This is a genomic window from Naumannella halotolerans (assembly GCF_004364645.1).
Taxonomy (GTDB): domain Bacteria; phylum Actinomycetota; class Actinomycetes; order Propionibacteriales; family Propionibacteriaceae; genus Naumannella; species Naumannella halotolerans.
This window is the reverse complement of sequence record NZ_SOAW01000001.1, coordinates 693463-707787: the sequence shown is the minus strand read 5'-3', so window position 1 is coordinate 707787 and position 14325 is coordinate 693463. Positions and strand designations below refer to the sequence as shown.

The following is a 14325-nucleotide window of genomic DNA, read 5'->3' as shown; positions in this document are numbered from 1 at the left end:
GCCCCTCCTCAAGCTTGCTCGACCGGTGGTCCCGGCCTTGCGCCGATCGGCTGATCAGCACTGGTGGTCAGATCGGTTCCGATTGCTCGGATCGATCCATGATGGACAGGTCGATGCCTGCTCTCACAAGTCGATACCCGTTCTCACAGGTCGATATCAGGGTCCATGTTGTCGGCCGGACCCTTCTTCTTCTTTTTCTTCGGTGCCGCGGCGCTGGCTGCGGCCATCTCTCGACGCTCGGCCTGTTCGGCCTCGGCATCCGAGGTACGCGCAGCTGCCTTGGCGTCGCGCTCGGCGTCGACATCCGCCTTCGCCTCGGACTTCTTGCGGTGCGGCCCGAGAACCATCAACATGTTCCGACCGTCCTGCTTCGGGCTGGCCTCGACGAAACCGAACTCCTCGACATCGTCGGCCAGTCGCTTCAACAGGTTGAAACCGAGCTCGGGACGCGACTGCTCGCGGCCACGGAACATGATGGTGATCTTGACCTTGTCGCCGGCTTTCAGGAACCGGACCACGTGACCCTTCTTGGTCTCGTAGTCATGGTTGTCGATCTTCGGTCGGAGCTTCATCTCCTTGATGACCGTGTTCGTCTGGTTCCGGCGGCTGTTGCGATCTTTCTGCGCACTCTCGTACTTGAACTTGCCGTAGTCCATCAACCGGGCCACTGGCGGCCTGGCCATGGCGGCAACCTCGACGAGATCGAGATCGGCCTCCCGGGCGAGCCGGAGGGCGTCTTCAATACGTACGATCCCCACCTGCTCACCGCCAGGTCCGACCAGTCGGACCTCGGGTACGCGGATGCGGTCGTTGATGCGCGGTTCGCTGCTGATGTGTCCTCCTCATGGACGATGTGTCTGCGGCCTTCTGTGTGCCCACTCGCCGTCGGCCGACGGGGCCGGGAACAACAAGAAGGCCTCCGCACGAGCGAAGGCCTGATCCGGATACGGTGGACCGTATCCGTTGCTGACCCGACAGCTGCCTCGATGGGCGCCGTACGGGTGGGAGATCAGGTCCCCACTTGTTCGGAATCTGTCTCCAGCGACTGTCGCCGCTGGATGAACGCCGTCCATGATAGCCGCTTCGGCACCGAATATCACATCGACGGTGTAGGCGGCCGGGACGAGGGACGGTCAGGACGTCCCGGTGGCGATCCAGCCGAACCCGTCGGGCAATCGGACGAGTCGGTGCCCTTGGGCGAGTTGTGCCAACAACTCCCCCTCGATGGTCAGCGGGCTCGGGCCGGCGATGTCGATCAGCACCGTGTCGGCGCCCTCGGCCCGGGCGGTCTGCGCCACCCGGTCCAGGGTCGCCGGAATCGGCCGGGCGGCCGGATGCCACTCGTGGGCGGAGTCGACACCGGTGAAGACGGGCAGAGCACGTGCCCCGTCGGGGCGTTGCAACAGCACCGCCGAGACCTCGCCGGCCCGTTCGGGGTCGGCGGTCAGCGAGTCGTCCCCACCGGCCAGTACCGGCACCAGCAGCCGGCTGCCGCACAGCGCGACCACTGCGGTCAGGTAGTTCTCCGGCGTACCGTCAGCGGCCGCCGCGACCCGGGACCGTACCTGGGCATCGGCCTCACCGGAATCGTCGGCGAAGCGTTCGTCGTACCCGCCGAGACTCATTCGATCCCCCGTCGGCGCAACAGTTCCTCGATCTCATCCATCTCGGGATCGCCGGTGGCCGCCCCCTTCGGCGCCGCCTGCTGTCCCGGCCCGCTGACCGACTTCGGTGTGGCTTCCTTGGCCGGGCGTCCGGCGGCTGCCGGTGAGGTCGCCTTCAGCGCCCGGTTGGTGCGCCGGGCCACCAGGATCCCACCGATCACCCACAGCAGGACCGCCAGGCCGAGGAAACCGACACCGGCCCAGATCATCGGGGTGAAGGCCACCGAGGTGACCCAGCCGACCACGGCGGCGACGAAGTTCCAGACGATCAGCAACAGGCCGCTGAGGTAGAGGCCTACCGGCAGCAGGGTCAGCCCGATCACCTGGACGACCTTGCCGCGTCGCTTGCTGAACTGCCAGGTGAGGATGGTCGCGAACACCCCGAGCAGGGTCAGACCGACACACAGTGGCAGCAGGTACGCCTGAGGATCCATGCGGTCAAGGCTGCCACACCCCGCAGCCGACCCGGCCCGAACCCACACGACCTACGGGTACGTTCGGGGACTGCCCGCAAGGGGGACGGGAGTGCCAGCGCCGCGGTGGGGGTGCTAGCTCACCCGGTCCCCAACGCCGAGGCGGGAGAGCCCATGACCTTGCAAGTCGTCAGCATCATCATCCTGGCCGCCATGTTCGTTCTCGCCACCTGGCGGGGTGTGAACATGGGATTGCTCGGATTCGTTGCGGCGGCGCGCTTCGGCATGTTCGGTCTCGGACTCGACATCGAGGACTCCCTGGCCGGCTTCCCCGTCGACCTCTTCGTCGCCCTGGTCGGCCTGACCTATCTGTTCGGGTTCGCGCAGAACAACGGTGTGATCGATGTGATCGTCGGTTGGTGCCTGCGGGCCCTGCGCGGGCGCGTCGGCCTGGCCCCGTGGATCTTCTTCTGGCTGACGGCAGCGTTGATCGCCGCCGGTGCGCTGTTCGCCGTGGCGATCGTCGCGCCATTGGCATTGCGCTTCGCCCGGCGCAACCGGTTGAACTCCTTCATGACCGGTCTGTTGGTGGTCCACGGTGCCCTTGCCGGTGCGTTCTCGCCGATCAGCGTGTACGGCATCTTCATCAACGACTACCTGACCAGCAACGGCTTCGCGACCTCGGCCGCGGCGCTGTTCGTGATCCCGCTGATCTTCAACCTGGTCTTCGCCGCGGTGGTCTGGCTGGTGCTCCGGAACCGCCCGGGCCCGCAGGTCGCCGAGGATGTCGCGCTTGCCGAGTCGGGACCGACCCGGACCCCACTGGACCGCTACCAGATCCTGACCCTGATCGGTCTGCTGGTGATGGCGGTGGCGGTGATCGGGTTCGGGGCCGACATCGGCGTCACGGCGCTGGCTGTGGCGATCGTGCTGGCTGCGTGGAAACCCAAGGAGGGACGCGCTGCGCTGTCGAAGGTCTCCTGGCCGGTGGTGGTGCTGATCTGCGGTGTCCTGTGTTACATCACGATGCTCCAGGAGGCAGGCACGGTCGACTGGGTCTCGGCCGGCATCGCCGGTCTCGGTGTGCCGTTGGTGGCTGCCTTGTTGTTGTTCTACGTCGCCGGTCTCGTCTCCGCGCTGGCCTCGTCGCTGGGGATCATCGGTCTCGTGATCGCGCTCGCTGGACCCTTCCTGGCCTCCGGTGAGGTGAACGTGATCGGTTTCGTGGTGGCGTTGGCGATCGCAGCCACGATCGTCGACATCAGTCCCTTCTCCACCAATGGTGCGATGCTGCTGGCCAATGTCGATGAACGGGTACGCGAGCGCTACTACCGCCAGATGTTGATCTACGCCGGACTGATGTGCCTGATCGGACCGGGCCTGGCCTGGCTGATCACCGCCGTACCGACCGTGCTCGCCTGAACCGCCGGGACGGGCTCACCTGCCGACGGTCAGGCGGCCTCGCGCAGCAGCTGCCGCAGAGTCGCCACCGCCGACACGGCCCGGTCGCCGTCGACCCGCTGGATGCCGACCATCGGGCGGCGGGTCCGTTCGGTCTCGCCGATCGACTTCGGCACCAGATGCGCCCACGGATCGGAGCGGCGGTAGCTGATCGCCGATATCTCCGACCACGGGTAGTGCCGCTTGCGCAGACCGTTGCGGATGGTCACACCTTCTCTGTCGGCCCGGACGCTGGAGAAGGCCAGACCCAGGATGATCGCATCCAGCGCCAGGATGATCAGCAGCAGGGTCAGCGCCTGCGGCACGGTGAACGCCACCCGGTTGACCTCCGGCAGGACCAGCCAGCCGAAGATCGCGGCCGCGGTGACAGTGATCGTACCGATCAGCGCCCAGAGGATCGAGACCCGGGAGCGGTACACGACAGGCACGGATGACCTCAGATCCGGCAGGCGGCGATGTCGGTAACCAGGATGGCCCGGGCACCCAAGTCGTAGAGCCGGTCCATCAGCAACTGCGCATCGGCCCGCGGCACCATCACCCGTACCGCCACCCAGCCTTCGCGGGCCAACGGTGAGACCGTCGGCGACTCGAAACCGGGGGTGAGCGCGGAGGCCTGCTCGACATAGGCGGTGTCGATGTCGTAGTCCATCATCACCCAGTTGCGCGCGACCAGGACACCGTCCAGGCGACGTGCGAAGTGGCCGAAACCCTCGGGCTCGGGACCACCCCGGCGGGTGATCAGCACCGATTCCGATTCCAGGATCGGGTCACCGAACAGTTCCAGACCGGCCCGCTGCAAGGTGGTCCCGGTCTCCACCACGTCGGCGACGGCATCGGCCACGCCGAGCCGGATCGCCGACTCCACCGCGCCGTCGAGTTTGATCAGGCGTGCCTTCACGCCACGGTCGGCCAGCCAGGCATCGACCAGACCCGGGTAGGAGGTGGCGATCCGCGCCCCGTCGAGCCGCTCGATCGTCCAGTCCTGTCCGGCCGGTGCGGCGAAGCGGAACCGGGTGCCACCGAATCCGAGCGCCTTCACCTCATCGGCCTCGGCTGCCGAATCCAACAACATGTCGCGGCCGGTGATCCCGACATCGAGGATCCCCTCGCCGACATAGACGGCGATGTCGCGGGGCCGCAGGTAGTAGAACTCGGTACGGGTCGCCGGATCGCTGAGGGTCAGTTCCTTGGAGTCGGTCCGCTGGCGATAGCCCGCCTCCCGCAACATCTGGATCGCGGCATCGGACAACGATCCCTTGTTCGGCACCGCCACCTTGAGGAATCGGGGCCGATCGGTCTGCGGGTTCGTCTGCGCGTTGTCCACGGGCGAAGAGCCTACTGCCTCGACCACAGCCTCCCGGTCGGCGTTCAGCAGGCCCCGGGCCCGCTCGATCCGATCGATCACAGGTGCTCCCAGATGTCCTTCGGTTCCAGGTCGAGCGCCAGCATCATCACCTGCAGGTGGTAGATCAACTGGCTGATCTCCTCGGCTGCCCGCTCCCGGCCCTCGTGTTCGGCGGCCATCCAGACCTCGGCCGCCTCCTCCACGATCTTCTTGCCGATCTCGTGCGCACCGGCGTCCAGACGGGCGACCGTACCCGAGCCTTCGGGACGGGTACGGGCCTTGTCGACCAGCTCGGCGTAGAGCGCGGCGAAGTCCTTGGCCACGGGTTCCTCCTGTGTCTGGTGCCCATCGGCACCGATGGTCATCGGGTCGGATGAGACCGGCTCACCGGTTGCCCAGGCGGACGCCGAGCAGCGCATCGATGGCGTCGACCAGATCGGCGGCACCGGCACCGGGTTCCTCACCGTCGCTCGCCGCCCACTCGTCGATCGCCGCCAGGGCGCTGGGGCTGTCCAGGTTGTCCCGCATCGCGGTGCGGACCGCGGCGATCACCGAGCTCACCTCCGGTACGGTCTCCCGGCCGGCGGCCTCCCGCCAGCGGGTCAGCCGCTCGGTCGCGGCCTGCAGCTGGGCGTCGTCGTAGCTCCAGTCCTCGTGCCAGTGGTGGGAGAGCAGTACCAGTCGTACCGCCATCGGATCCTCACCGGCCTCCCGCAGCTTGCTGACCAGCACCAGATTGCCCAGCGACTTGCTCATCTTCTCGCCCTCGTACCCGACCATCCCGGCGTGGGCATAGACCTTCGCGAAGGGGACACCGAAGGCCACCTCGGCCTCGGCGGCCGACATCTCGTGATGCGGGAAGATCAGATCCGATCCACCGCCCTCGACGTCGAAGGTCTGTCCCAGGAAGCGATTCGCGATGGCGGTGCACTCGATGTGCCATCCGGGCCGGCCCGGTCCCAGTGGGGAATCCCAGGCGGGTTCGTCCGGCCGGGCCGCACGCCAGACCAGCCAGTCGAGCGGGTTCTGTTTGCCGGCCCGGTCGGGATCACCGCCACGCTCTCCGAACAGTCGCAGCGACTCCTCGGGGCCGAGTTTGGACAACTCGCCCAGGTGCGGTGCCCGGTCGGCCCGGAAGTACCAGTCGGGGTACTCGTCGTCGAGCTGGTAGATCGCGTCCTCGCCGTAGGTCGCCAACAACTCGGTGATCAGCGGGATCGCCTCGACCACACCGACGTAATCGGCGGGCGGGATGACGTTCAGCGCCGCCATGTCGGTACGGAACAGCTGCACCTCCCGGGCGGCCAGCTCCTGCCAGTCCTCCCCCGTCGCCCGGGCGCGCTCCAGCAGCGGGTCGTCGACGTCGGTGATGTTCTGCACGTAGTTGACGTTCAGCCCGACATCGCGCCACTGCCGTTGCAACAGGTCGAAGGCGACATAGGTCGCGGCGTGACCCAGATGGGTGGCGTCGTAGGGAGTGATCCCGCAGACGTAGAGCCGGGCTGTACCGCTGCTGGGTCCGACCTCGGTCACCTGATCGGTGAGGGAGTCGAAGATCCGGACCGGCCCTGCCGTCGGATCGGGCAACAACGAGGGGATCGCTGGATGGGGCCACGCCTGCATGGTCGCGATGCTAGGGCAGTTGTCGCCGAAGGCGTTAACGGTCCACGCCGGGCACCCGACCGTGCAGCCTCACCGGTCGGCACCCGGGTAGGGCCGTCGGCGTACCGCGCTGGGCGCCGCGGGCTCACAGCGGCGGCCAGGGGAACGGGTAGCGATCCTCGACCGGTTCGGGGAATCTGCCCAGCCGTAGCAGGTTCTCCACCCGCTGCTCGATGGCGATCACCTCGGTGATGCTGAGCAGTTCGGACAACTCACCGGCGACCTCGCCGCTGCGCTGCAACAGCTCACGGTGATGATCGCTGAACTTCTCCTCGGCGAATCCCCAGAGCACGGTACGTACCTTGTCCAGTGCGTGGAAGCAGATGCCGTGGTCGATGCCGAAGATCCGGGTCGGGCCGTCCGGCCGGGCCTGGGCCAGCACATGGCCGCCCTTGCGGTCGGCATTGTTGGCCACCAGGTCGAACAGCGCCAGCTCCCGCAGCCGGTCGGAGTTGTCGTGGACCACCCACAGCGGTTCGTCGAAACGACCGTAGGCCTCGATCACCGGGATCCGATCCCTCAGGTCGTCGCCGTCACCGACCACCTGCACCGGATCCTCCTCGGCCGGGTCGACCCAGGCCTGCAGCGATCCGGTGCCGAACGGACCGTCGATCAGGACCGTGGCCGGGACCAGGTCGTAGCCCGCCGCCGCCGACAGTCGGTAGGCCGCCACCTCCCGGCAGGCCAGGGTGCCGTCGGGGAAATCGCCCAGCGGTCGCTCACCGCGTACCGGTTTGTAGACGCCCAGACGCTCCCCCACCTGGGCGAGGAAGGTGGCATTGGAGGCGCCACTGAGCCGTCCCTTGAGGTCCCAGTCACCGTCGAAGTCGGGATCCAGGACCAGATCGGGGTCCCCGCCCGAGAACTCCATCAGGAACGGTCCAGCGGATCGGCCGGCATCAGAACAGGGGGCGCCGGTAGCCGTTGGCGCGTGGGCAGATGTGCCCCTCGGGATCCACCGGCTGAGCGCAGAACGGGCAGGCCGGCCGTCCGGCGGAGACGACCGCCTCGGCCCGGGCGGCGAACTCGCGGCACTCGTCCGGGGTGATCCGGACGACGAAGACCTCACTGGCCCGGGCGGCCTCGGCGGCCGAGACCTCGTCGGCGGGCGCATCCGGTTCGGGCATCTCGGTCTCGTCGGACTGCGGGAACATCTCGATCACCACCCGCAGCTGTTCGGGGTCCCAGGCCAGTGTCATGGTGCCGACCTTGAATTCCTCGTCGATCGGGGCATCGAGCGGCTGGGTGTCGCGGGGTTGGCTGTAGGCGGCGGGGATCGGTGCCCGCGCGCTGACGATCTCGTCCAGGATCCGGTTCAAGTGCTCGGCCAGCACCGAGACCTGCTGCTTCTCGCAACCGACCGAGGTGATCCGGTTGCCCTGGCGTGCCTGCAGGAAGAACGCCCGGTCACCGGGCTCCCCGACGGTGCCGACGACGAACCGGTCGGGCGAGTCGTAACGGTGCTCGACTATCGACATGGGTTCCAGTCTAGGCCCGGGGCCGATCCGCATCGGCCGATTGCGCTGCCGGTGAACTCGACGGCTGGGCCCGGGTGTCGCCGGCGGCTTCCGCACCGACATCGCCACCGGGTGTTCCCTCGGTGACCGGCGCCCGGGGTACGAGGGCTGCCAGGTCGGTACCGGCATTCAGGGTCAGCACTCGCAGGCTGCCGTCGTTGATCGCCAGGATCGACAGCGCGGCCGGTGCGACCGAGATCCGTTGGAAGTGGTCCAGATGCATCCCAAGCGCGTCGGCCAGGATCGCCTTGATCACGTCACCGTGGCTGACCGCCAGCCAGATCGCATGGTCACCGTGGGCGGCGGCGATCCGCCGGTCGTGGCGCCGCAGTGCCTGCACCCCACGCGCCGCCATGGCCTGCATCGCCTCCCCCTCGGGGAAGGTGACCGACGAGGGTGCCGACTGCACCCGTTTCCACAGCGGTTCCCCGCTCAACTCCGACAGCAGCCGGTTCGTCCACTGCCCGTAGTCGCATTCGGTCAGGTCCTCATCGATGCTCAGCTCGACGTCGCGGCCGCGCAACAGCAACTCGGTGGTCTCCCGGCAACGCTCCATCGGCGAGCTGACCGCTGCGGCCAGGTCGATGCCGATCAGGGCCTCACCGAGCGCTTCTGCCTGGGCCCGTCCATGATCATCCAGATGCACCCCGGGACTGCGCCCGGCCAACACCCGAGCGGTGTTGGCGGTGGAACGTCCATGTCGTACCAGCAACACCGTGGTCATGGCCTCACCCTAGCTCCGATAGGCACCCCGCAGGTGGAACAGCGGTACCCCCGGGCCCAGTTCGGCGCTTTCCACCGTTCCCCGCAGCAGCAGGGACCAACCGGCCGTGACCGCATCGCGCCGCAGCCGCACACCCAACCAGCCGGCCGCCCCGTCCAACCGTGGCCCGTGGGGTGAATCGGTCCAGTCGCCGGTACGGAAGGGGCCGCCGGGCGAAGGCGCGAGGCGGGCGAAGACCTCGGCGACGGTCGCCTGTGGCTCGGCGAGCAGAGTGACACACACCCGTACCTCGGAATCGGCGTCACCGAGCAGGTCGGCCAGGTCCGAATCGGGGTCCAGCAGGCCGATCACCTCCGGCGGGTCACCCTCGGCGACCAGCATTGAGGAGATGGTCCATCCCTCCGGCCTGGCCCCGAGCTCACCGACCGACCAGATGCTGACCGGCTGGGCCAATCGTCCACGGAGTCGCCGGATCGGGTCGCGAAGTCCCTCCGGGGTGGCGAAGGGATGCTCGGGATGAATGCTCACGGGTCCATCTTGCCGGTCCCGGCAGGTGGGGGACGCGGCGACCGCTCGTACCTTCGGGGAGGCGCCGACCGCTGATACCCCAGGGTGAGGCCCGAAGGCACGGGACCGAGGGCGCGGCCCACCTGCTCGACGTCGGCGGGGACCACGGTCCGAACCACCGACGACCGCGGACCGAGGCGCGAATGCTGCGGGTACCCCGGGATCGCGTCTATGGTTGCCGGGGCTCGCTCGCCCACACCGGGAGCCGAGCGGGCCGGTACGAACAGGACGCAACACCGCGGTCGGGATCGTCGACGCGCCGAGAGGGAACCCATGAGTTGGCTGGAAGCGATCATTCTGGGCATCGTCCAGGGACTCACCGAGTTCCTCCCGGTCTCCTCCAGTGCCCATGTCTCGATCGTCGGTCAGGTCTTCGGCGCCGACCCGGGCGCCGCCTTCACCGCGATCATGCAGATCGGCACCGAGACCGCCGTGGTCGTCTACTTCCGGAAGAAGATCTGGCGGATCCTCAGCCGGTGGTGTCTGGCGCTGTTCGGCAAGATCCCGCAGGCCGACCCCGATGTTCGTCTGGGCTGGCTGGTGATCGTCGGTTCGATCCCGATCGTGGTGCTGGGGTTGGTGCTGGAACCGCTGATCGAGGGCCCGTTCCGCAACCTGTGGGTGACGATCGCGATGCTTGCCGGCGTCGGTGTGCTGATCGGCATCGGCGACAGGTTCAGCTCCGGCACCAAGACCCTGGATGACATCGGCTGGCGCGACGGCATCATCTTCGGACTCGCCCAGGCATGTGCGCTGGTGCCCGGGGTCTCCCGCTCCGGCGGCACGATCACCGCCGGCCTGTTCATGGGCTACAAGCGCAAGGACGCCGCCGAGTACTCGTTCCTGCTGGCGATCCCGGCGGTCTTCGGATCCGGTTTCTACAGCCTCACCAACATCGCCGAGGAACCCGACCCGAACTGGACGATGATCCTGGTCGCCACGGTGATCGCCTTCGTGATCGGGCTGGCCGTCACCCATTGGCTGATGCGCTACATCTCGCACAACAGCTTCCTGCCGTTCGTGATCTACCGGGTGGTGCTGGCAGCCGGCCTGGCGATCCTGCTGCTGGCCGGACTGCTGCCGCCCTACACCAGCGCCTGAGCCCGGACTCAGACCCCGGACTCAGACCCCCGGCGCGCTCGTCTCGGCATGTGCTGCGGCGATCGCGTCCAGCTGCTCCAGCTTGGCCGGCAGGCTCCGGGCCTGCGGCATCACCGCGACCTGAGTGATCCCGCTGTCGGCGAAGGCGGTCAGCTGATCCCGTAGCCGTGTCTGGTCGCCGAGCAGGGAGACCCGCTCGATCAGCTCCGACGGTACGGCCCTGGCAGCCGCCCGCTGATCGCCGGCGAGATAGAGGTCCTGGATCTCGGCAGCCTCGTCGGCATAACCCATGCGGACCGCCAGGGCGTTGTAGAAGTTGTGCTTCCGGCTGCCCATGCCGCCGATGTAGAGCGCCACCCAGGGGCGCAGGGCGTCGGCACAGGTGGTCAGGTCGTCACCGGCGGCGAGACCGACCGACACCATGGCATCGAAATCATCGGCACTGCGCCCTGACTTCTCCCGTCCGCGGGCCAGCGCCTCGGTGGTCTCCGCCGACTGGTCCGGGGCATAGAACAGTCCCTGCCAGCCGTCGGCGATCTCACCGGTGAGTTCGAGGTTCTTCGGACCGACCGCGGCCAGATAGATCGGCACCCGATCGGCGACCGGACGGGCCATCAGCTTCAACGGCTTCCCGGCACCTCCGGGCAACGGCAGCGGATAGTGCGGGCCGTCGCTGCGGACGATCTCACCCGACAGCGCCTGGCGTACCAGGCCGACGTACTCGCGGGTACGCGCGAGCGGTTTGGCGAACGGCTGGCCGTGCCATCCCTCCACCACCTGCGGACCGGACACCCCCAACCCGAGCCGGAATCGGCCGTCGCTGACCGCATCCAGGCCACTCGCGGTCATGGCCGTCATCGCCGGCGTACGACCGGGGATCTGCAGCACCGCCGAACCGATGTTGATCTTCTCGGTCCGTCCGGCGAGATAACCGAGCACACTGACCGCGTCCGAGCCGTAGGCCTCGGAGGCCCAGACCGTGTCGAATCCCAGGGCCTCGGCGTGCTGGGTCAGCGTGGCGGCATCGGCCGGCCGGTCGCGGGCGGTCATGTAGCCGATGGCGACGGACAACTTCATTGGATCCTCCGGTCGGTCGAGCAGGTGCCGGTCGATCACGACCGTGCCGGGAGTCGCCGATTGGCGCGCTCTCCGGGTGCCGATTGTATGGTCATCTCCATGATCCGTCGTCACGTCGGCCACACCGGTCTGCAGGTCTCCAGGCTCGGTCTGGGCACGATGGGATGGGGCGGCAGCAACATCTCCGCAGCCGACGCCCGTGATCTGTTGCTCACCTTCCACCGTGCCGGTGGCACCCTGATCGACACCGCGGCCGCCTATGGCCGTGGCGGTGCCGAGCAGCTGCTGGGCACGCTGCTCGACTCGGTGGTACCGCGCGACGACATGATCATCGCCACCAAGGCCGGATTCGGGGTGCGTGACGGTCACCGGGTGGTGGACACCTCCCGTACCGCCATGTTGCGGGACCTGGACCAGTCCCTGGAGCGACTGGGTACGGACTGGATCGACCTGTGGCAGGTGCACGCCTGGGGTGATGCACCGATCGAGGAGACCCTGGCCGCGATGGACTACGCGGTCAGCTCCGGCCGGGTCCGTTACATCGGGGTCTCGAACTTCGTCGGCTGGCAGACCGCCTATGCCTCCGCCTGGCAACGCGCGATCCCGCAACGCACCCCGCTGGCCAGTGCGCAGGTCGAGTACTCGTTGCTGGCCCGGCGGGCTGAGATGGAGGTACTGCCGGCCGTCCGCGGCCTGGGTGCCGGGTTCTTCCCCTGGTCGCCGTTGGGCCGGGGCGTGCTGAGCGGCAAGTACCGGCACGGGACCCCGCGGGATTCGCGGGGCGCCAGTGATCATTTCTCCTGGTTCGTCGAACCGTACCTGGACAATCGCTATCGCGGTGTGGTGGAGGCGGTCGCCCGGGCGGCCGAGGGAATGGAACTGCAGCCAGCGCAGGTGGCGTTGTTGTGGACCCGGGACTCACCGGGGGTGACCGCCCCCTTGCTCGGGGCGCGCACGGTCGAACAGTTGACCTGCTGTCTGCAGACCGAGGAGTTGACCCTGCCGCCGGAGATCACCGCCGCCCTGGACGACGTCTCCGGCGGGCCGGTGCAGGGACGCCCCTGATCGATCGGGGGGCGCTGGTGCACCGGTGCCATCGGGCGCCGGTTGGGAGGCGCCCCCTGTGGGCTCCGCAACGCGAGGCGGCGTACCGGGAAAAACCCGGCCCGCCAGTCGGTCGTGACGGGTCAGTGCTTCGGCAGTTCAGTGCTTCGGCAGTTCAGAGCTTCGGCAGTTCAGAGCTTCGGCAGTCGTGACTGCTCATGGCATCGTGCGTCGTGCCTTGATGATCTTGCGGCGCATCCAGGCATCCCTGGTGCCGTCACGGTAGCGACGCAGCCGGTGCAGTTCCCAACCCTTGTACTCGGCCTCGTCGATCAACAGTCGGCTGACCGCGCGGCGGGACAGGGTTCGATCGAGGCGGACTCGCTGCACCTCGTACTCGATGGTTGTGCCCTCCATGGGGTCAGGCTACTCAGCACCTTCCCCGACCGGGTGGATTCTCGCTCCCTGACAGGGAAGACCTACTTCGGCACGAACTCCAGATCGTCACACTCCTGCACCAGCTCCAACGCCCGCCACGTAGCACATACCCGCTGCGCCGCCTCATCCGCCGATGTCCGTTCAGGGGAGGTCACGTAGTTGGTATCAAACACCACGTCATCGAATGAGCTGTAGATCAACCACGTGTCGCACTGGCCGTCCTTGCAAAATTCTCCGATGACCCTTGACCCAGCGACACCATTCACGACAGAGAACTCGCTCACCTCTGGTCCGTTCGGGCCCTCGCTGGCAATCGCTTGGAGTGCACTCCAGGTCTGGATCGGATTTTTGTAAGGCCCATGAAAACCTATATTCATCACACCCTCCTGGCGTGACGAGTACTGCCTGTACCCGGGCTCTGAGCGACGGATACCGTCATAGTCCGGGTCCTGACTGATCAGCTGATCGAGCACCTGCTCGGTCGGAACCCCACGGGGAGAACCCCGCGGCAATACCGTCAGTATCACGCCACTGACAAGAAGTGCCACGCTCGAAGCCGCAACTGCCCTACGCCAAGTCATTCCACGGCCTCACTTTGCTCGTATTGCGGTCAACGTCGCTCCAGTCGGGGTGGGTCAGATTCTCCCGGATCCCGGCAGCGAGCTGTGCATCAGAGACGCCTTCCGCGCCATAGCGGCGGTACAAACTCACCCCGATACCGTGAGGGGGAGATGGATCACAAACCCAAGCTTGAACGTCGCCGGAGGATTCTTACCGACCCATGCAGCCTGCTTCCTGAGTCCGAGAGCAACCCGATCTTTGTTGTTCCTGCGAAGTTCGCCACCCGGGCTCGCCGAGCTCGACGGATCAGGTGACGACTCAGTCGACGGCGAGGAAGACGTCGACGATGAACCCGTTGAGGAAGACCCCCGGAGAAGCAGCGCTCGTCGATCCATCAGGGCTCGGAGTCCCCGACGGTCAACTAGTCGGTCTCGTCGATGATGCTGGGGTCGATGGTGCCGGGGTCGGGAAACCGTCTCCATCTCCGGCGTATGCGCGATCGAGCGCGTCTGCGGCGACCGGCACCGACGACGGGGGCTCTGCAGACGTCCGATCCGACCCGGTCTACCCGGGTTTCTGCACGAAGTGCGCCTGGGGCATCTGCTTGCTATGCTGGCTCCCGCTTCGGCGCTGGCCGCCGAGATCCCGGTCCGGGTGGCGGAATGGTAGACGCGCTAGCTTGAGGTGCTAGTGCCCGATTTAGGGCGTGGGGGTTCAAGTCCCCCCTCGGACACAACGACGAAACCGTCTC

Annotated in this window: 17 protein-coding genes and 1 tRNA gene; 4 read left to right on the top strand and 14 right to left on the bottom strand. The window is 67.4% G+C overall.

Annotated elements, in window-relative coordinates; translation table 11 throughout:
- Positions 1–143: 143 nt before the first annotated feature.
- From infC to CLV29_RS03355, 3 genes are all read right to left on the bottom strand, one after another.
- The gene (gene infC, locus CLV29_RS03365; protein ID WP_279586476.1) at positions 144–815 is read right to left on the bottom strand and encodes a translation initiation factor IF-3; all 672 of its coding nucleotides are present in this window, start codon (positions 813–815) and stop codon (positions 144–146) included.
- Positions 816–1133: 318 nt separating this feature from the next.
- Complete coding sequence (locus CLV29_RS03360; protein WP_133753643.1) at positions 1134–1625, bottom strand: SseB family protein; 492 nt, start codon at positions 1623–1625, stop codon at positions 1134–1136.
- The gene (locus CLV29_RS03355; protein WP_133753642.1) at positions 1622–2098 is read right to left on the bottom strand and encodes a hypothetical protein; all 477 of its coding nucleotides are present in this window, start codon (positions 2096–2098) and stop codon (positions 1622–1624) included. The genes CLV29_RS03360 and CLV29_RS03355 overlap by 4 nt, the downstream gene beginning before the upstream one ends.
- A 153-nt stretch (positions 2099–2251) precedes the next feature.
- Here CLV29_RS03355 and CLV29_RS03350 point away from each other — a divergent pair, with 153 nt between their 5' ends.
- Entirely contained in the window at positions 2252–3499 is a 1248-nt protein-coding gene (locus tag CLV29_RS03350) for an SLC13 family permease (RefSeq protein WP_133753641.1), read from the top strand.
- Positions 3500–3528: 29 nt separating this feature from the next.
- Here CLV29_RS03350 and CLV29_RS03345 read toward each other — a convergent pair whose 3' ends face one another.
- The 8 genes from CLV29_RS03345 to CLV29_RS03310 all read right to left on the bottom strand — a co-directional run bounded on the left by CLV29_RS03345 (position 3529) and on the right by CLV29_RS03310 (position 9314).
- Complete coding sequence (locus CLV29_RS03345; protein WP_166649114.1) at positions 3529–3966, bottom strand: PH domain-containing protein; 438 nt, start codon at positions 3964–3966, stop codon at positions 3529–3531.
- A gap of 8 nt (positions 3967–3974) precedes the next feature.
- The gene (hisG, locus tag CLV29_RS03340) at positions 3975–4862 is read right to left on the bottom strand and encodes an ATP phosphoribosyltransferase (protein WP_133754994.1); all 888 of its coding nucleotides are present in this window, start codon (positions 4860–4862) and stop codon (positions 3975–3977) included.
- Between the two features lie 77 nt (positions 4863–4939).
- Positions 4940–5248 carry a phosphoribosyl-ATP diphosphatase gene (locus CLV29_RS03335; RefSeq protein WP_133753639.1) on the bottom strand — a complete coding sequence of 103 codons (309 nt, stop codon included), beginning with the start codon at positions 5246–5248 and terminating at the stop codon, positions 4940–4942.
- Between the two features lie 19 nt (positions 5249–5267).
- On the bottom strand, positions 5268–6506 hold the full coding sequence (gene mshC / locus CLV29_RS03330; protein WP_133753638.1) for a cysteine--1-D-myo-inosityl 2-amino-2-deoxy-alpha-D-glucopyranoside ligase: 1239 nt from the start codon (positions 6504–6506) through the stop codon (positions 5268–5270).
- A gap of 124 nt (positions 6507–6630) precedes the next feature.
- Positions 6631–7416: an SCO1664 family protein gene (locus tag CLV29_RS03325; RefSeq protein ID WP_133753637.1), complete on the bottom strand. Its 786-nt coding sequence runs from the start codon at positions 7414–7416 to the stop codon at positions 6631–6633.
- 28 nt (positions 7417–7444) lie between these two features.
- A complete protein-coding gene (locus tag CLV29_RS03320) occupies positions 7445–8023 on the bottom strand; it encodes a DUF3090 domain-containing protein (RefSeq protein ID WP_133753636.1) in 579 nt (192 codons plus the stop codon).
- A gap of 10 nt (positions 8024–8033) precedes the next feature.
- Positions 8034–8786 carry an MSMEG_4193 family putative phosphomutase gene (locus CLV29_RS03315; protein ID WP_133753635.1) on the bottom strand — a complete coding sequence of 251 codons (753 nt, stop codon included), beginning with the start codon at positions 8784–8786 and terminating at the stop codon, positions 8034–8036.
- Between the two features lie 9 nt (positions 8787–8795).
- Positions 8796–9314, bottom strand: a complete 519-nt coding sequence (locus tag CLV29_RS03310; protein ID WP_133753634.1) for a flavin reductase family protein — start codon at positions 9312–9314, stop codon at positions 8796–8798.
- A gap of 312 nt (positions 9315–9626) precedes the next feature.
- Between CLV29_RS03310 and CLV29_RS03305 the strand changes: the two genes are divergently transcribed.
- Entirely contained in the window at positions 9627–10454 is an 828-nt protein-coding gene (locus tag CLV29_RS03305; RefSeq protein WP_133753633.1) for an undecaprenyl-diphosphate phosphatase, read from the top strand.
- A gap of 21 nt (positions 10455–10475) precedes the next feature.
- On the opposite strand, the gene CLV29_RS03300 is transcribed toward CLV29_RS03305, so the two are convergent.
- Positions 10476–11531, bottom strand: a complete 1056-nt coding sequence (locus tag CLV29_RS03300; RefSeq protein WP_133753632.1) for an LLM class F420-dependent oxidoreductase — start codon at positions 11529–11531, stop codon at positions 10476–10478.
- 99 nt (positions 11532–11630) lie between these two features.
- On the opposite strand from CLV29_RS03300, the gene CLV29_RS03295 reads away from it, so the two are divergent.
- The gene (locus CLV29_RS03295; protein WP_133753631.1) at positions 11631–12596 is read left to right on the top strand and encodes an aldo/keto reductase; all 966 of its coding nucleotides are present in this window, start codon (positions 11631–11633) and stop codon (positions 12594–12596) included.
- A 195-nt stretch (positions 12597–12791) separates the two neighbouring features.
- Here the strand turns inward: CLV29_RS03295 and CLV29_RS03290 are convergent, their stop codons facing one another.
- Positions 12792–12992, bottom strand: a complete 201-nt coding sequence (locus tag CLV29_RS03290) for a DUF5703 family protein (RefSeq protein WP_133753630.1) — start codon at positions 12990–12992, stop codon at positions 12792–12794.
- A 62-nt stretch (positions 12993–13054) separates the two neighbouring features.
- Positions 13055–13561: a hypothetical protein gene (locus tag CLV29_RS03285; RefSeq protein WP_133753629.1), complete on the bottom strand. Its 507-nt coding sequence runs from the start codon at positions 13559–13561 to the stop codon at positions 13055–13057.
- 661 nt (positions 13562–14222) lie between these two features.
- Between CLV29_RS03285 and CLV29_RS03280 the strand changes: the two genes are divergently transcribed.
- Positions 14223–14307 (top strand) — tRNA-Leu (locus tag CLV29_RS03280).
- Positions 14308–14325 lie beyond the last annotated feature (18 nt).

Excerpts from the sequence above, each read along its gene's own strand:
- CLV29_RS03360 (WP_133753643.1), bottom strand. The coding sequence starts at position 1,625 with ATGAGTCTCGGCGGGTACGACGAACGCTTCGCCGACGATTCCGGTGAG.
- CLV29_RS03355 (WP_133753642.1), bottom strand. The coding sequence starts at position 2,098 with ATGGATCCTCAGGCGTACCTGCTGCCACTGTGTGTCGGTCTGACCCTG.
- CLV29_RS03350 (WP_133753641.1), top strand. The coding sequence starts at position 2,252 with ATGACCTTGCAAGTCGTCAGCATCATCATCCTGGCCGCCATGTTCGTT.
- CLV29_RS03335 (WP_133753639.1), bottom strand. The coding sequence starts at position 5,248 with ATGACCATCGGTGCCGATGGGCACCAGACACAGGAGGAACCCGTGGCC.
- mshC (WP_133753638.1), bottom strand. The coding sequence starts at position 6,506 with ATGCAGGCGTGGCCCCATCCAGCGATCCCCTCGTTGTTGCCCGATCCG.
- CLV29_RS03325 (WP_133753637.1), bottom strand. The coding sequence starts at position 7,416 with ATGGAGTTCTCGGGCGGGGACCCCGATCTGGTCCTGGATCCCGACTTC.
- CLV29_RS03320 (WP_133753636.1), bottom strand. The coding sequence starts at position 8,023 with ATGTCGATAGTCGAGCACCGTTACGACTCGCCCGACCGGTTCGTCGTC.
- CLV29_RS03315 (WP_133753635.1), bottom strand. The coding sequence starts at position 8,786 with ATGACCACGGTGTTGCTGGTACGACATGGACGTTCCACCGCCAACACC.
- CLV29_RS03305 (WP_133753633.1), top strand. The coding sequence starts at position 9,627 with ATGAGTTGGCTGGAAGCGATCATTCTGGGCATCGTCCAGGGACTCACC.
- CLV29_RS03300 (WP_133753632.1), bottom strand. The coding sequence starts at position 11,531 with ATGAAGTTGTCCGTCGCCATCGGCTACATGACCGCCCGCGACCGGCCG.
- CLV29_RS03295 (WP_133753631.1), top strand. The coding sequence starts at position 11,631 with ATGATCCGTCGTCACGTCGGCCACACCGGTCTGCAGGTCTCCAGGCTC.
- CLV29_RS03290 (WP_133753630.1), bottom strand. The coding sequence starts at position 12,992 with ATGGAGGGCACAACCATCGAGTACGAGGTGCAGCGAGTCCGCCTCGAT.